Genomic DNA, 15,778 nt, shown 5'->3' on the forward strand with positions numbered 1-15,778 from the left:
TTCACTCACTTCTTGGCCTTGGCCCCACGGCGCAGCACCAGCCGGGCGGCACTCCAGTCCTTGCCGGCGTTGACCATGGAAGTCTGTTGCAGTCCGGCGCTGGGCGCGGACTCGCTGATGTCACTCGGCTCGACGTGGCCGTCACGCCCGGCCTTGGGCGTCAGCAGCCACACCACCCCGTTGTCGGCCAGCGGGCCGAGCGAGTCGACGAGCAGCTCGAACAGGTCTCCGTCACCGTCGCGGTACCACAGCAGCACCGCGTCGACGACCTCGTCGGTGTCCTCGTCGACCAACTCGCCGCAGCGGTCGGTCAGGGCGTCGCGGAGATCCTGGTCGACGTCGTCGTCGTAACCCATCTCCATGACCACCATGCCCGGCTCGATGCCGAACCGGTCCGCCAGGCTCCGTACGCCGTCGGCGGCCTGACCAGCGGTCGCGCTCACTGTTACTTGCCTCCTCGTCTTGAGCTGCCGGTATCCGTCGGACACCGATAGCGGGTAGTTCACACAGTTGTGCCGCCCGGCGCAAGTGGCGCACCGAGTTCACCGGAATTTACCGTGCCAGCAGCGCTCGGGCACCCTGGGTGATGGCATCTTCGCCGACCAGCACCTGGTTGGCGGCCGGGCCGAGTGGGACGTAGGTGTCCAATGCCGCTATCCGGGCAGCGGCTCCGACGTATCCGGCTTCGACCAGCGCTGCCAGCACTCCCTCACCGACCCCGCCGGAGCGGCGGGTCTCGTCGACCACCAGCACCCGACCGGTGGCCGTCGCCTCGCGGATGATGTCGGCCACCGGCAGCGGCGCGAGCCAGCGCAGGTCGACGACCCGGCAGCCGGCTCCTTCGGCAGCCAGCCGGGCCGCGACCCGCAACGACATCCGTACGCCGTTGCCGAACGTGATCACCGTCAGGTCCTCGCCGCTGCCGACGGAGTAGCTGCGGGCCCGGCCGACCGGGATGTGCCGGGCGCCCCACTCCCCTGGCGGGGTGTACGGCGCCAGCCACAGTCCGTCGTCCGGCACGTGCAGGTCACTGGTGTCGTAGAGGGCGACGGGCTCCACGAAGACGCACACACTGCCGTCGACCGCCGCACTGGCCAGGCAGGATCTCAGCAGCCCGGCGGCATCGTCGGCCCTGGCCGGCACGGCCAGCACCAGGCCGGGTACGTCCCGCAGCACCGCCAACGAGTTGTCGTTGTAGAGGTGCCCGCTGAGGCTCTCCTGATAGGCGAGACCGGGCACGCGCAGCACCATCGGGTTACGGTAGCCGCCCCGGGAGAGGAACTGCAGCACGGCGGCCTCGCCGCGCAGCTGGTCCTCGGCGCTGTGCAGGTGGCTCAGATACTGGATCTCCGGCACCGGCAGCTGACCGGCGAGGCCGGCACCGAGTCCGATGCCGAGGACTGTGGTGCCGTCGCCGGTGGTGTCAAAGACGCGATGGTCGCCGAACCGGTCCTGCAGCCCGGCGGTGACGCCGTGCACGCCGCCCTTGGCGGCGACGTCGGCACCGAACACGGCCATCGCCGGGTACGACAGCAGACCGTCGGCGAGCGCCGCGGTGATCGTCTGGGCCAGGGTCATCGGCCCGCGTTCCTCCGGCAGCCGGGTGCCGAGGGTGGTGGCGCGGGTGGTGGCCGCGGCTCCGGCCGCGCGGGCACCGGTGTCGGCGACCACCCGGGCGACCCGGATCGGCCGGCGCGGGGCGATGGTGGCCACGACCTGTCCGGCGGTTTCGAGCTTGGCCTCCCCGATGACCTCCTCGGCGACCTTGCGCACCTGCCAGCCGACTTCGTCGTACCGGGAAATGATCTCGTCGGGGCTGGCCAGGCCGGCGGCGACCAGCAGCCGCGCGGTGCCGACCAGTGGGTCGCGGGCGACGTCGCGGTCGATCTCCTCGGCCGACCGGTACGCCGATTCGACGTCGGCGCCGCTGTGCCCCATCAGCCGGACGGTGGACAGGTGCAGCACCGCCGGCCGGCGGTGCTCGCGGACCCACGCGGCGGCCTCGGCGGCGACGTCGTAGGTGGCCGCCACGTCGCACCCGTCGGCGGCGAAGTACCGCAGCCCTGGTCGGGAGCGCAGCGTCTCGGCGACCCAGCCGTCCGGCGACCGTACGCTGCCACCCAGGCCGTTGTCCTCGCAGACGAACAGCACCGGCGTGGACAGCCCTGCGTGATCGGCCCAGCCGGCGGTGTTGAAGGCCGCCGCAGCAGCGGCATGGTTGACCGCCGCGTCGCCGAAGCTGCAGACCACGATGGCGTCGTCCGGCCAGGGCAGCCGGGGTTCCAGGTACGCCCGGCCGACTGCGGCGGACCGGGCCAGCCCTGGTTGACGTTGCCGGACGGTCGGCACCATCCGGCGCATCCGGTCGATGCCGAGCGCGGTCCCGACCGCCCGGGGCAGGTGCCCGCCGACGGTGCCGGAGGTGGGCACGATGTTGATCGCGGTGTTGCCGAACACCTTGCCCCGGCCACCGGTGGTCGGGTCGGCGGCGGAGGCAACGGCACCGCGCAGCACGTCCCGAGCGGCGTCGGTGACCGGGTCGGTGCCGGGGTCGCCGGCGTCGGAGTCGGCCACGCCGGAGCGAAGGCCCGGCTCGACGCCGGGCTCGTGGCCGGCGGCGAGGCCGGCCTGGGCGAGCCGGGCGCAGTAGAAGCCACCGGACCGGTAATGCAGTAGCGCCGGGTCGGTCACCCGGACGGCGGCGGCGAGCGCCGCGTTGCCCTCATGGCCGGACGAGCCGAGTGTGTAGAAACCTTCTCCGAAGCTGCGCAGCCAGCGTTTGGCCAGGTCGAGATGGCGGCTGGTGAGTTGGGCGTCGAACAGCGCCAGCGCGGACTGCCCGGTGAGCAGAGTGCCGTCGCGTACCGGTTGTTCGGGGGCCCGTCGGTCCGGTGCGGTGTCCATCGCGGCGACCGCGGTGCGGAACCGTTCGTCGAGGTCCTGCGGGGTGGTCACGTCGGACAGCATTACCGACGCCCGCCAGGCGCGGCCACCGGGCGGCGAGCGGGCCGCCGCTGGGCCGGGTCGGGGCAGACTGCAGCGCCGCTGGTGGCCGGGGAGGTCATGGTCGCGATGCTACGCGGCAGCCCGGGAAACGGCAGCGCAGCCGCGCCGCCAGGCGCGGCCTGGACGGCAGCGCAGCCGCGCCGCCAGGCGCGGCCTGGACGGCAGCGCAGCCGCGCCGCCAGCGGGGTCACTTGCGGGCGGCCGATAGCATAAGGTTCAGTACGTTCTGAACGTTCGCAACACACGTTGATCGTCACAGACGTGGATCGCCACAGACGTTGATCGTCGAACGCTTCGAGGTGGAGCGTCGTCAAACTCAAACCGAGGAGGCGAGGTCCGATGGCTGACCCGGCCATCCGTACCGAGCAGTTGATCAAGACGTACGGCCGCAACCGCGGCCTCACCGGCCTTGACCTTCAGGTCGAGACCGCCGAGGTGTACGGGTTCCTCGGCCCCAACGGGGCCGGCAAGTCCACCACCATCCGGCTGCTGCTGGATCTGATCCGGCCGACCAGCGGCACCGTCCGGGTGCTGGGGCTCGACCCGCGCGCCGACGGCATTCCGCTCCGCCGACGGATCGGTTACCTGGCCGGCGACTTCATCGTGGACGGCCGGCAGACCGGCCACGAACTCCTCACCTACCTGGGCAACCTACGCGGCGGTGTGCCGAAGGCGCGGATCACCGAGCTGGCCGACCGGCTCGACCTCGACCTCGGCCGGCGGATCAAAGGGCTGTCCAAGGGCAACCGGCAGAAGGTCGGGGTCGTGCAGGCCTTCATGCACTCCCCCGAGCTGCTCATCCTCGACGAACCGACCAGCGGCCTGGACCCCTTCCTGCAGCAGGAGTTCGTCGCGATGGTCCGCGAGGCGAAGGCCGCCGGGCAGACCGTCTTCATGTCCTCGCACGTGATGAGCGAGGTGCAGCAGACCGCCGACCGGGTCGGCATCATCCGCGACGGCCGGTTGGTCACCGTCGAACGGGTAGAGGAGCTGCGGGAACGGGCGGTACGCCGGATCGAGATCGTCTTCGACGCTGCGGTGCCGGCCGACGAGTTCACGACCGTTCCCGGGCTCAGCGACGTCACCGTGAACGGCGCCCGGCTCAGTTGCCGGCTCGACGGGCGGGCCGATCCGCTGATCAAGGCGGCGAGCCGGCACACCGTCGTCAGCTTCCTGGCCGAGGAGCCCGACCTGGAGGACCTCTTCTTCACCTACTACGAGCGGACGGAGACCGACGGTGTTGCTGCGTAACCCGTTCACCAAGGCGCTGCGCGACAACCGCCGGTCCATGCTGGGCTGGGCGGTGTCGATCGCAGCGGTCGGCACCATGTACGCCGCGTTCTGGCCGACCATGCAGACACCGGAGATGGCGGATGCGCTGGCCGCGTATCCGGAAGGGATGCTGGAGGCACTCAACTTCGACGACGTCACCAGCCCTGCCGGCTATCTCGGCAGCGCCGTCTACGGGCTGCTCATCCCCCTGCTCGTTGCGGTGTTCGGGATCGCCGCCGGGGCCCGGACGATCGCCGGTGACGAGGAGGCCGGCTCGCTGGACCTGCTGCTCGCCCACCCGGTCAGCCGGGCGCGGGCCGCGCTGCAGCGGTTCGCCGCGCTGGTGGTCGGACTGGTCCTCACCGGGGCGCTGCTGTGGCTGGCTCTGGTGGCGATCCGTGGTCCGGCCGAGTTCACCGCCGTCGGGGTCGGTGCGCTGGCCGCGATGACCCTGCATCTGGTGCTGTTCGGCACCGCGTTCGCCGCCCTGGCGTACGGCGTGGGGGCCGCTACCGGCAGCCGGGCGACGGCGCTCGGCGTCGGCGCGGCGGTCGCCGTGCTCGGCTACCTCGCCAACGCCGTCCTGCCCCAGGTCGAGGCGCTGGCGTGGGCCCGCGACATTTCTCCGTTCCACTGGTACCTCGCCGGCGACCCGCTGGTGAACGGGGTGCAGGTCGGCGGCGTACTGCTGCTCGCCGGCTTCGCTGTGGTCTGCGTCGCCGCCGGCACCTGGCGCTTCACCCGCCGCGACATCGCCGTGTGAGGGATCGCCGCGCGGCCGGGCGGGTGGGTGCGGCGCCTGCCGTGCCCACCGGCCGGACCGGCCCGGCTGCCACACTGGCAGGCATGGACTCCGACGTGATCTCCATCCGGACCGGCTCCCGGCCCGTGGTGCGCGACATCACCGCCGAGGCGGGGCGGTTCGTGGCCGGACGCGGCGACGGGCTGCTGCACGTGTTCGTACCGCACGCCACCGCCGGCATCGCGATCATCGAGACCGGTGCCGGCTCCGACGACGATCTGCTCACCGCTCTGGACCAGCTGCTGCCCACCGACGACCGTTGGCAGCACCGGCACGGCTCGCCCGGGCACGGCCGGGACCATGTGCTACCGGCGTTCGTCGCCCCGTACGCGACGTTGCCGGTGCTCGACGGCCGGCTCGCGCTCGGCACCTGGCAGTCGGTCTGCCTGGTCGACCCGAACGGGGACAACGCCGACCGCAAGGTCAGGTTCTCCTTCCTCGCCGGCTGACCCGCGCCGCCCGGAGCCGGTCGGAGCCGGTCGGAGCCGGTCGGAGCCGGTCGGAAGTTACCGTCTGGTACCTGTGTCCCAGATCGCCTCTATGGCGGCCGCGCGTGACGCAACCGGCCTCCAGGGGGCAGGATGGTCAGTAGAGACCTATCCCACACACAACTGAGGGAACGCCTGTGGCCACGGAACGCAAGCGCCCGGTGATCAGCGACGGCCTGCCGAGCCAGCTTCCGGACATCGACCCTGAAGAAACCAGCGAATGGGTCGAGTCACTCGACGGAGTGATCGACGAACGCGGCGCCAAACGCGCCCGCTACGTCATGCTGCGCCTGCTCGAACGGGCTCGGGAGCGTCAGGTCGGGGTGCCGCCACTGACCACCACCGACTACATCAACACGATTCCGCCGGAACGCGAACCCTGGTTCCCCGGCGACGAGATGATCGAGCGGCGGATTCGCGCGTACATCCGGTGGAACGCCGCCGTGCTGGTGCACCGCGCGCAGCGGCCGGAGATCGGCGTCGGCGGCCACATCTCCACGTACGCCAGCGCGGCGTCCCTCTACGAAGTGGGTATGAACCACTTCTTCCGTGGCAAGCAGCATCCCGGCGGCGGGGACCACATCTTCTTCCAGGGGCACGCCTCCCCGGGCATGTACGCCCGCGCCTTCGTCGAGGGCCGGCTGTCGGAGCAGCGCCTCGACGGCTTCCGGCAGGAGCTGTCGCACGCCGGGCTCGGCGGCGGGTTGCCGTCGTACCCGCACCCGCGGCTGATGCCGGACTTCTGGGAGTTTCCCACCGTCTCGATGGGCCTCGGCGCGATCAACGCGATCTACCAGGCGCGGTTCAACCGGTACCTGCAGCACCGGGGCATCAAGGACACCTCTGATCAGCACGTGTGGGCGTTCCTCGGCGACGGTGAGATGGACGAGCCGGAGTCGCTCGGCGCGATCGGGGTGGCCGCCCGCGAGGAGCTGGACAACCTCACCTTCGTCATCAACTGCAACCTGCAGCGGCTGGACGGCCCGGTACGCGGCAACGGCAAGGTCATGCAGGAGCTGGAGGCGTTCTTCCGGGGCGCCGGCTGGAACGTGATCAAAGTCGTCTGGGGTCGGGAGTGGGACCCGCTGCTCGCCGCGGACACCGACGGCGCGCTGGTCAACCTGATGAACACCACGCCGGACGGCGACTACCAGACCTACAAGGCCGAGTCCGGCGCGTACGTGCGGGAGCACTTCTTCGGCCGCGACCCGCGTACCCGCAAGATGGTCGAAGGGCTGTCCGACGACGAGATCTGGAACCTCAAGCGCGGCGGGCACGACTACCGGAAGCTGTACGCGGCGTACAAGGCGGCCACCGAGCACACCGGCCAGCCGACGGTGATCCTGGCCAAGACGATCAAGGGCTGGACGCTCGGGGAGCACTTCGAGGGCCGCAACGCCACCCACCAGATGAAGAAGCTGACCCTGGACGACCTGAAAACCTTCCGGGACCGGCTCTACCTGGACGTGGCGGACGAGCAACTGGAGGCGAACCCCTACCTCCCGCCGTACCTGCGCCCGGCCGACGATTCCCCGGAGATGACCTACCTGCAGGAGCGCCGCAAGGCCCTCGGCGGGTACGTGCCGACCCGGCGGACCGCCGCCCGCCCGCTGGCGGTGCCGGGCAGTGAGCGGTTCGGTGATGTCAAACGCGGCTCCGGCAAGCAGAAGGTCGCCACCACGATGGCCTTCGTCCGGCTGCTCAAGGACATCATGAAGGACCGCGAGTTCGGCAAGCGGTGGGTGCCGATCATCCCGGACGAGGCGCGGACCTTCGGCATGGACTCACTGTTCCCGACGCAGAAGATCTACTCACCGCACGGGCAGAAGTACACCGCGGTGGACCGGGAGCTGTTCCTGTCGTACAAGGAGTCGACCGCCGGGCAGATCCTGCACGAGGGGATCAACGAGGCCGGGTCGGTGGCGTCGTTCACCGCCGCCGGCACGTCGTACGCCACCCACGACGAGCCGATGATCCCGCTGTACATCTTCTACTCGATGTTCGGCTTCCAGCGCACCGGCGACGCGTTCTGGGCGGCGGCCGACCAGATGGCCCGCGGCTTCGTCCTCGGGGCCACCGCCGGGCGGACCACGCTCAACGGCGAGGGTCTGCAGCACGAGGACGGGCATTCGCAACTGCTCGCCGCGAGCAACCCGGCGGTGGTCGCCTACGACCCGGCGTTCGCGTTCGAGATCGCGCACATCGTGGAGAACGGCCTGCACCGGATGTACGGCGAGTCACCGGAGAACATCTTCTACTACCTCACGGTGTACAACGAGCCGATCGTGCAGCCGGCACAGCCGGACGGGCTCGACGTCGAAGGGCTGCTCAAGGGCCTCTACCGGTACGCGGCGGCACCGCAGGTGAGTCGGGCCGACGGCGGCGAGGCGCCGCGGGCGACGATCCTCGCCTCCGGCACCGGGATGCAGTGGGCACTCAAGGCGCAGCAGCTGCTCGCCGAGGACTGGGGGGTGGCCGCCGACGTGTGGTCGGTGACCTCCTGGACGGAGCTGCGTCGGGACGCGGTGGCCTGCGAGGAACACAACCTGATCAACCTGGGCGGTGAGGCGCGGGTGCCGTACGTGCGAACGGCGCTGGCCGACGCGCCGCAGTCGGTGGTCGCGGTCAGCGACTGGATGCGGGCGGTGCCGGACCTGATCGCCCGGTGGATTCCGGGCGACTACACCTCGCTGGGCACCGACGGGTTCGGGCTGTCGGACACCCGGCACGCGTTGCGGCGGCACTTCCATGTCGACGCCGAGTCGGTGGCCGTCGCGACGCTGCGGCAGTTGGCGTTGCGCGGCGAGGTGCCGGCCGAGGTGCCGGCGGGGGCCGCCAAGAAGTACGCGATCGACGACGTCAACGCCGCTCCGGTCGGGGAGACCGGCGGCGACTCCTGATCCGCAGCGACCGCAGTCGACGGGCCCCGGCGGGTGACCGCCGGGGCCTGCCGCGTCCGGGGCCGCACCGTCGGCGGACCTCGCCGTAGCTGCGGTCCGGCTGCGGTCAGCAGACGTTGGTCCGGCTGCCGTCAGCAGACGTTGGTCCGGTCGCCGGCGTTGGCGGCGTACCGGGCGGCGGCCAGGTCGGACAGGCGGCCCAGGGAGGTCTCCAGGTCGGCGCCGACCCGGTGCTTGCCGAGTCGCAGCAGGGTCGCGCTGACCTGGCCGGCCGGCCACCGCACGATGGTCAGCCGTACTGCGGTGCCGTCCCCCTCCGGGGTGAGTTCGACCTGCACCTCGGTGCGGGCCTCGGCCCGCAGGCCAGGGCCGGCGGCCCGCTCCCGCCAGGCGATCAGCTTGGGCGGCTGGAGCTCGATGACCTCGGCGTCGGCGGCCGCGCCGTCCGCCGTGTGCACCCGCATCCGGCGGATGTCGCCGCCGATCACCTCGGCCTGGCGGACACCGGCGAGCCAGTCGGGCAGCAACGCGGCCTGCCCGACCACCTCCCAGACGGTGTCGATCGGGGCCTCCGCCCGCCCGCTGCGTTCGATGAGGATCATCTGCCTGCCTGTCTCTGCCTGCTCGTCCTGACAGGCGCAGCCTAAAGCACATTCTCGGCAAAAGGTGCAGACTTCGCTGTTCACCCCGGGCGCCACCGGACCTGACCGTCGGGCGGGGATCGGCCGCCCGTAGGCTGGGGCCGTGACGGTACGCGTACGCTTCGCCCCATCCCCCACCGGCATGTTCCACGTCGGCGGTGCCCGTTCAGCACTGCAGAACTGGATCTACGCCAAGCAGCACGGGGGCGTGTTCGTACTACGGGTGGAGGACACCGACGCGGCCCGCAACCGCCCCGAGTGGATCGAGGGGATCCTCAGCGCGCTGGACTGGATCGGCATCCGTCGTGGTTCGTACGAGGGGCCGTACTTCCAGTCGGCCAACGCCGGCGAGCACCGCGCGGCGGCCGACCGGCTCCACCAGTCCGGGCGTGCCTACTACTGCGACTGCGCCCGCGCCGATGTGCAGGCCCGCACCGGCAGCGAGTACCGCGGGTACGACGGGTTCTGCCGCGACCGGGGTCTCGACGCCGGCGCCGGACGGGCCCTGCGCTTCCGCACTCCGGACACCGGCAGCACCACGGTCGCCGACCTGATCCGCGGCGAGCCGACGTTCGAGAACCAGTTGATCGAGGACTTCGTCATCGCCCGGGGCGACGGCTCGCCGGTTTTCCTGCTGGCCAACGTGGTCGACGACATCTCCCAGGGGATCACCCACGTGATCCGCGCCGAGGAGCACCTGCCGAACACCCCGAAACAGCAGCTGCTCTGGGCAGCGCTCGGGGTCAAGCCACCGGTCTGGGCACACGTACCGGTGGTCGTCAACGAGAAACGTCAGAAACTGTCCAAGCGCCGTGACAAGGTGGCGCTGGAGGCGTACCGCGACGAGGGGTACCTCGCCGACGCGATGCGCAACTATCTGATGCTGCTCGGCTGGGCGCCGAGTAACGACCGGGAGATCGTGCCCTGGTCGGTGATCGAGGAGGAGTTCCGACTGGAGGCGGTGAACCCGTCCCCGGCCTTTTTCGACGAGCGCAAACTACGCGCCTTCAACGGTGAGTACATCCGGGCGCTACCGGTCGAGGACTTCATCGCCGCCTGTCAGCCCTGGCTGACCGGGACGCCGTCGACGCCGGCGCCGACCGGCAGCGGTATCGCGCCGCCGCCGTGGCGGGCGGCCGACTACGACCCGACGACGTTCGCGGCGGTCGCCCCGCTCGCCCAGACCAGGATCGCGGTACTCAGCGAAATCGTCACCAACGTCGATTTCCTCTTCCTCGACGTCCCGGTAATCGACGACGCCGCGTGGGCGAAGGCGATGAAGGCTGGCGCAGCCGACTTGCTGGACGCGACGATCGCCGCGTTCGCGGCGCTGCCGGACTGGTCCGCCGAGCCACTGAAAGCAGCGCTGGAGCAGGTCGGCGCCGAGCGTGGCCTCAAGCTCGGCAAGGCCCAGGCACCGGTACGGGTCGCGGTGACCGGCCGGTCCGTCGGGCTGCCGCTGTTCGAGTCGTTGGAGGTCCTCGGGTCGGAGCGCACGTTGCGTCGGCTGCGCAACGCCCGCGCCCGGCTCGGCTGACGTCGCGACGGTCCGGTCAGGTGGTACGGCGGCGGACGAAGAACGCTCCGGCCGCCACCGCGACCAGCAGGACGACGGCACCGACCAGCCACGGCCACCATGGGGTCGACTCGGTGGAACTGGTGGCCTGCGGCGTCGGTGCCGGGGTCGCCTCCGGTGTCGGTTCGGCGGCGGTGGGGCTGGGTGCCCCGGTCGGTGACGGCTGAGCGGTCGGTGACGGATCAGCGGTCGGCTCGACACCGACCGTCAACGTGAAGGCGAACGCACCCTTTACCCAGTGTCCGTCGGCGGACAACACGTTGTAGTCCACTGTGTATTCTCCGGCGGGTCCGGGACGGAACGGCACGCTCACCGCCTTGCCGTCCACCACGGGCGCCCCGGTGGACGCCGCAGCGCCATCCGGACCGGTCACGCTCAGTTCGGTCTGCTCCTGGCTGAGGTTGGCCAGAAAGGTGAGTCGGACCGTCTCGGGGGCCTGCGCGAGCTCCGCACCGTCGGCCGGATCGCTCCCGGTCAGCACGTTGTGCGCCTGGGCCGGCGATGTCCCGAACAGCACCGCGAGCAGCCCGACGAACACCGCGAGCAACACCCCTGGTACGCGTACCACCCTGTCCCCCACCTGTTGCGATCGCCGGATACGATCGGTCGCCAGACGACGCGCCGGGCCGTCATCGGCCGACCTCCCTGGTTGGTCGGTCACCGGTCGTCGATGGTTCCCGAAAAATCCGTCCAGCGGGTGCAACCGTCCAGAGTCGTGCGGAGTCTCTCACAGTGAGGGTCCGCGACCACGCCCGCCGCTGATTACGTCGGGCCGCCATCGGGTAGTACGCACATCGACTAGGACCTGACCTCCGCGGGGCGAGGGAGTTGACCATGGGACAGCGGGCAGCCAGCCGTCTCCTAGCGGCCGGTGCGCTGCTCCTGGCATTCGGCACGTCCATCCTGGCGGCGAACCGGGTGTACGCGGCACCACCTGCACCAACGACCGTCACCATCGAAGGTGACGACCTGCCGGAGCCGCTCGCCGTGCACGCCGACGCCGACGCCGAGTTGTTCGCGGCGGTGCTCAGCCAGGTCAGTTGGCTCACCGGACCGGGCCAGACCAGTTCCCCGGAGCCGGGTGACCTCGGCCCGAAGTACCTGGTCGTGGTCATGGTGGCGGACGAGCCACATCGCACCTACGAGCTGTATCCGCTGGCCAAGGGAGGCCCGCGCGCGTTTCGACCGGCGGAGCAGCCTGGTGACGGCAAGACCGCAGCCGGCTGGTTCTTCGGCCGGCTGACGATGTCCGAGACGCTGCGAGCGGCCGGCGCACCGCTGCCGGCCCGCCCGGACAGCATCAGCGGTGGCATCGGCGGTGGTGAACGGGTGATTCCGGAGGACGCGCTCAACCCGGGCGAGGACATCGACCAGATGCTCACCGACCTGCGTCAGGTCATGGTGCTCAACGCCGCCGTGGTGGTCGGCATCACCCTGGGGATCGCGGGGATCGCCCTGCTGGTACGCCGCCGGACCAGGTGACCGGCCCGGCCGCACGGGTGACCGGAGCGGTCGGGCGGTGTCAGCACCAGCGGTGCGGCGGGCGTTCCCGACGTACCACCCGGGAACTCGGCCGGACCCCGAGATGGCGATGCGCGCCAGCCCATCCCCGTTGCCCCGCGCAGCAGGTCGACACCGGCTGCGGGTCGGCCGAACCGCCCCGGTCGGTTCCCTGCCCGGTCAACGTCCGGCCGAGTGACAGCTGGTCCCGCTCCCCCGGATGGTCCCGCCCGACGCCATGGTCCCGCCCGACGCCGCCGCTGTGGCCAGCCCCCAGGTACGCCATCACGAACTCCTCACCTCACACGAGCCGTCCCGAGACGACACCTTGCCAGGTACCGGGCCGGCCGCCGCCGGCCCCCCCGCCCGCGGTGACCACAGGCGGGCGGCCAGCGCCACCACCGTCACCGCCACCAGGGCGCCGCCGATCACGTCGACCGGCCAGTGCGCGAGCAGCACCAGCCGGGTCGCCGCGATGAACAGCGCGCCGGCTCCGGCGAGCACCACCACCAGCAACCGCCCGGTACGCCGTACCCCGGGCCAGACCAGCAGGACGACCGCGAACGCCGCAGCGGCGGCGTTGGTGGTGTGCCCGCTGGGGAACCCGTTGGCGGCGATGGTCACGAAGCCGTCCACCGGGCGGGGTCGGTGCAGCAGCCACTGTCCCAGCATCCAGCTGACCGGGGCCGCGACGGTCACCGTCGCGCAGAACCAGGCCCGGGGCCGGTCCCGGCGCACGGCGAACAGGGTGGTCGCGGCGGCACCGGCGGCCAGGAACGGCATCGTCGCCGCCAGGTCGGTGGCGATCCGCAGGACCGCCACCAGCGTCGGCCGGTCGGCGGCGTAGGCCCGCAGCCCGTCGGTCACCGGGGCGTCCAGCCGGGCGACCAACGCGGGATCCACCACCAGACCGATGGTCAGCGCCGCGAGGGCGAGCAGGGCCAGCAGCGGTACGACCAGCGGCGGGCGGGCGATCATCCGCACATGTTGGCACGGTCGGCGCGGTCCTGCCCGCTGGCCGTGACACCCTGACGGGGTGGCGACCAAGCGCAACGACGCCGGGCTCACCGCGACCCTGCGTCGTATCGAGCGGTCGGCCGGGGCGCTGGCGACCGCGAGCGTGGCCCGGATGGACGAGACCCTGCCCTGGTTCCGTGAGCTGCCCGCCGACCAGCGTTCCTGGGTGATGCTGATCGCTCAGGCCGGCGTACGGTCCCTGGTGGAGTGGCTGCGCGACGGTGGCGGCGCGAGCGGCAGCCCGCAGGAGGTCTCCGACGAGGTCTTCGCCGCCGCGCCGCGGGCGCTGGCCCGGTCGATCAGCCTGCAGCACACGGTCGCCCTGATCAAGGTCACCATCGACGTGGTCGAGGCGCAGGTGCCGCACCTGGCGGCGACCGGCGAGGAGTCGCTGCTACGCGAGGCGGTGCTGCGGTTCTCCCGGGAGATCGCCTTCGCCGCCGCCCGGGTGTACGCGCGGGCGGCGGAGTCGCGCGGCGCGTGGGATGCCCGGCTGCAGGCGCTGCTGGTCGACGCCCTGCTGCGCGGCGACTCGTCGGACGTGCTGGCCAGCAGGGCCGCCGCGCTGGGCTGGACCGATGCCTCGCCGGTGTCGGTGGTGGTCGGGCGGTCCCCGGGCGGCGAGGTCACCGCGGTCCTGCAGATCGTCTACCGGGCAGCCAGGCGGATCGGGGTGGAGACGATCGGCGGGGTGCACAACGACCGGCTGGTGGTGGTACTGGGCGGCGCGGCCGATCCGGCGGCGGCGACCGGCAAACTGCTGGACGCGTTCGGCGCCGGCCCGGTGGTGGTCGGGCCGATGGTGGCCAGCCTGGACGAGGCGACCGAGTCGGCCCGGGCAGCGCTGGCCGGGTACCGGGCGGCACCGGCCTGGCCGGCGGCGCCCCGCCCGGTCGCGGCGACCGATCTGCTGCCGGAGCGGGCCCTCGCCGGTGATCCCGAGGCCCGCCGTCGGCTGCGCCGCGACGTGTACGGGACCCTGGTCCGTGCCGGCGGGGAGCTGCTGGAGACCCTGGACGCGTTCTTCGCCGCCGGGGCCGTGCTGGAGGCGACCGCGCGGGCACTGTTCGTCCACCCGAACACGGTGCGTTACCGACTGCGGCGCATCGGTGAAGTGACCGGACTGTCGCCGTTCGCCGCCCGCGACGCGTACGCGCTGCAGATGGCCCTGGCGATCGGCCGGTTGGATCCCCCGCCGCTGTTGCGGGCCTCGCCCGACTGAACGCACTTCCAAAGCAACATGTGCGGGCAAAAGACGTGCACATCCGACGATCTTTGTAGGAATCCTCCAACGACGGTAGTGCGGATTGGTATCTCAGCGCACCCAAGTGACCCGTGGGTATCAGGAAGAGTCATAGCCGTGCTCGCTGTTCTCTCCCCCGGCCAGGGGTCCCAGAAGCCCGGCTTCCTCACCCCGTGGCTCGACCTGCCCGGCGCCGAGGCCCGTCTGCGGTGGTGGTCCGCGCTCGCCGGGGTCGACCTGGTGCACCTCGGCACCACCGCCGACGCCGACGAGATCAAGGACACCGCTCGCACCCAGCCGCTGCTGGTCGCCGCGGCCCTGCTCGCCGCCGAGCACCTGCCTGGCGGATCACCGGCCGGGCACCGCCGGGGCGGGCTCTACGACGTCGCCGTCGTCGCCGGTCACAGCGTCGGCGAACTCGCCGCTGCATCGCTGGCCGGGGTGCTGCCCGCCGAGTCGGCCATCACGCTGGCCGCGGTCCGGGGCCGGGAAATGGCCGCCGCGTGCGCGCTGGAACCCTCCGGGATGGCCGCCGTACTCGGCGGCGACCGGGACGAGGTGCTGGCCGCGATCGACCGCCACGGACTACACCCGGCGAACCACAACGGAGCCGGTCAGATCGTGGTGGCCGGAGCCACCGGCCAGCTGGAGAAGTTCGTCGCCGAGCCGCCGGCCCGGGCCCGGGTGGCGACGCTGCAGGTAGCCGGGGCGTTCCACACCCCGTACATGGCCCCGGCCGAGCAGGCGCTCGCGAGCGTCGCCGCCGGGATCATCCCGGCCGACCCCAACCGGATCCTGCTGTCCAACCTGGATGGCGATGCCGTCAACCACGGCCGGGAGCTGCTGCAACGCCTCGTCCGGCAGGTGACCGCACCGGTGCGCTGGGACCTGTGCATGCACACCCTGGCGAATCTCGGTGTCACCGGAGTACTGGAGCTGCCACCGGCCGGCACCCTCGCCGGTCTGGTCAAGCGGGAGTTCAAGGACCGTGGCGTGCCGGAGATCGTCACCGTGAAGACCCCGGACGACCTGCCTGCGGCGCGGGCGTTGATCGCCCGACACGGGATGGCCCCCAGTTCCGAGCCCACCAGGCAGTTCCGGGTCGTCGTGTCGGCCAGCGCCGGCACCTTCGAACCGGCTGCCGGACTCGCCGAGGGCGATCCGCTCACCGGCGGTCAGATCATCGGACACGTCACCACCCGGCAGGGTCCGGTCGAGGTCGCCGCGCACGACGCCGGCGTGCTCACCGAATGGCTCGCCCACCACGACGACCCGGTCGCACCGGGCCAGCCGCTGGCCCGGATCAGCGGTTCCGCACTGTGAGCGCGCACCC

At 71.6% G+C, this 15,778-nt stretch carries 14 protein-coding genes; 8 read left to right on the plus strand and 6 right to left on the minus strand.

Annotated features, from left to right (window positions below; genetic code table 11):
* Positions 1 to 5: 5 nt before the first annotated feature.
* Positions 6 to 443 carry a DUF3052 domain-containing protein gene (locus tag O7610_RS12275; protein ID WP_123602854.1) on the minus strand — a complete coding sequence of 146 codons (438 nt, stop codon included), beginning with the start codon at positions 441 to 443 and terminating at the stop codon, positions 6 to 8.
* 109 nt (positions 444 to 552) lie between these two features.
* The gene (locus O7610_RS12280) at positions 553 to 2,967 is read right to left on the minus strand and encodes a transketolase C-terminal domain-containing protein (protein ID WP_289213326.1); all 2,415 of its coding nucleotides are present in this window, start codon (positions 2,965 to 2,967) and stop codon (positions 553 to 555) included.
* Positions 2,968 to 3,345: 378 nt separating this feature from the next.
* On the opposite strand from O7610_RS12280, the gene O7610_RS12285 reads away from it, so the two are divergent.
* The 4 genes from O7610_RS12285 (at position 3,346) to aceE (ending at position 8,468) form a co-directional block, all read left to right on the plus strand.
* Positions 3,346 to 4,257 (plus strand): ABC transporter ATP-binding protein, encoded by a 912-nt coding sequence (locus O7610_RS12285; RefSeq protein WP_281550889.1) that lies wholly within the window; start codon positions 3,346 to 3,348, stop codon positions 4,255 to 4,257.
* On the plus strand, positions 4,244 to 5,041 hold the full coding sequence (locus tag O7610_RS12290; protein ID WP_289213327.1) for an ABC transporter permease subunit: 798 nt from the start codon (positions 4,244 to 4,246) through the stop codon (positions 5,039 to 5,041). The genes O7610_RS12285 and O7610_RS12290 overlap by 14 nt, the downstream gene beginning before the upstream one ends.
* Before the next feature lie 83 nt (positions 5,042 to 5,124).
* Positions 5,125 to 5,529 (plus strand): YjbQ family protein, encoded by a 405-nt coding sequence (locus tag O7610_RS12295; protein WP_199757666.1) that lies wholly within the window; start codon positions 5,125 to 5,127, stop codon positions 5,527 to 5,529.
* 176 nt (positions 5,530 to 5,705) lie between these two features.
* Positions 5,706 to 8,468 carry a pyruvate dehydrogenase (acetyl-transferring), homodimeric type gene (gene aceE / locus O7610_RS12300; protein WP_353850355.1) on the plus strand — a complete coding sequence of 921 codons (2,763 nt, stop codon included), beginning with the start codon at positions 5,706 to 5,708 and terminating at the stop codon, positions 8,466 to 8,468.
* 131 nt (positions 8,469 to 8,599) lie between these two features.
* On the opposite strand, the gene O7610_RS12305 is transcribed toward aceE, so the two are convergent.
* Positions 8,600 to 9,070 carry an SRPBCC family protein gene (locus O7610_RS12305; protein ID WP_289213328.1) on the minus strand — a complete coding sequence of 157 codons (471 nt, stop codon included), beginning with the start codon at positions 9,068 to 9,070 and terminating at the stop codon, positions 8,600 to 8,602.
* Between the two features lie 142 nt (positions 9,071 to 9,212).
* Between O7610_RS12305 and gltX the strand changes: the two genes are divergently transcribed.
* On the plus strand, positions 9,213 to 10,646 hold the full coding sequence (gene gltX / locus O7610_RS12310) for a glutamate--tRNA ligase (protein WP_289213329.1): 1,434 nt from the start codon (positions 9,213 to 9,215) through the stop codon (positions 10,644 to 10,646).
* Positions 10,647 to 10,662: 16 nt separating this feature from the next.
* Here gltX and O7610_RS12315 read toward each other — a convergent pair whose 3' ends face one another.
* The gene (locus tag O7610_RS12315; RefSeq protein ID WP_281550893.1) at positions 10,663 to 11,253 is read right to left on the minus strand and encodes a copper resistance CopC family protein; all 591 of its coding nucleotides are present in this window, start codon (positions 11,251 to 11,253) and stop codon (positions 10,663 to 10,665) included.
* Between the two features lie 266 nt (positions 11,254 to 11,519).
* Between O7610_RS12315 and O7610_RS12320 the strand changes: the two genes are divergently transcribed.
* Complete coding sequence (locus O7610_RS12320; RefSeq protein WP_281550894.1) at positions 11,520 to 12,167, plus strand: hypothetical protein; 648 nt, start codon at positions 11,520 to 11,522, stop codon at positions 12,165 to 12,167.
* A gap of 40 nt (positions 12,168 to 12,207) precedes the next feature.
* Here O7610_RS12320 and O7610_RS12325 read toward each other — a convergent pair whose 3' ends face one another.
* A complete protein-coding gene (locus O7610_RS12325; protein WP_281550895.1) occupies positions 12,208 to 12,471 on the minus strand; it encodes a hypothetical protein in 264 nt (87 codons plus the stop codon).
* Positions 12,471 to 13,163: a phosphatase PAP2 family protein gene (locus O7610_RS12330; protein ID WP_289213330.1), complete on the minus strand. Its 693-nt coding sequence runs from the start codon at positions 13,161 to 13,163 to the stop codon at positions 12,471 to 12,473. The genes O7610_RS12325 and O7610_RS12330 overlap by 1 nt, the downstream gene beginning before the upstream one ends.
* Before the next feature lie 58 nt (positions 13,164 to 13,221).
* Between O7610_RS12330 and O7610_RS12335 the strand changes: the two genes are divergently transcribed.
* Both O7610_RS12335 and O7610_RS12340 read left to right on the plus strand, forming a co-directional pair.
* Positions 13,222 to 14,424, plus strand: a complete 1,203-nt coding sequence (locus tag O7610_RS12335) for a PucR family transcriptional regulator (RefSeq protein ID WP_281550897.1) — start codon at positions 13,222 to 13,224, stop codon at positions 14,422 to 14,424.
* Between the two features lie 138 nt (positions 14,425 to 14,562).
* Complete coding sequence (locus tag O7610_RS12340; protein WP_281550898.1) at positions 14,563 to 15,768, plus strand: acyltransferase domain-containing protein; 1,206 nt, start codon at positions 14,563 to 14,565, stop codon at positions 15,766 to 15,768.
* The last annotated feature ends 10 nt before the right edge of the window (positions 15,769 to 15,778 follow it).

Source organism: Solwaraspora sp. WMMA2065, assembly GCF_030345075.1.
In the GTDB taxonomy this organism is placed as follows: Bacteria; Actinomycetota; Actinomycetes; order Mycobacteriales; family Micromonosporaceae; genus Micromonospora_E.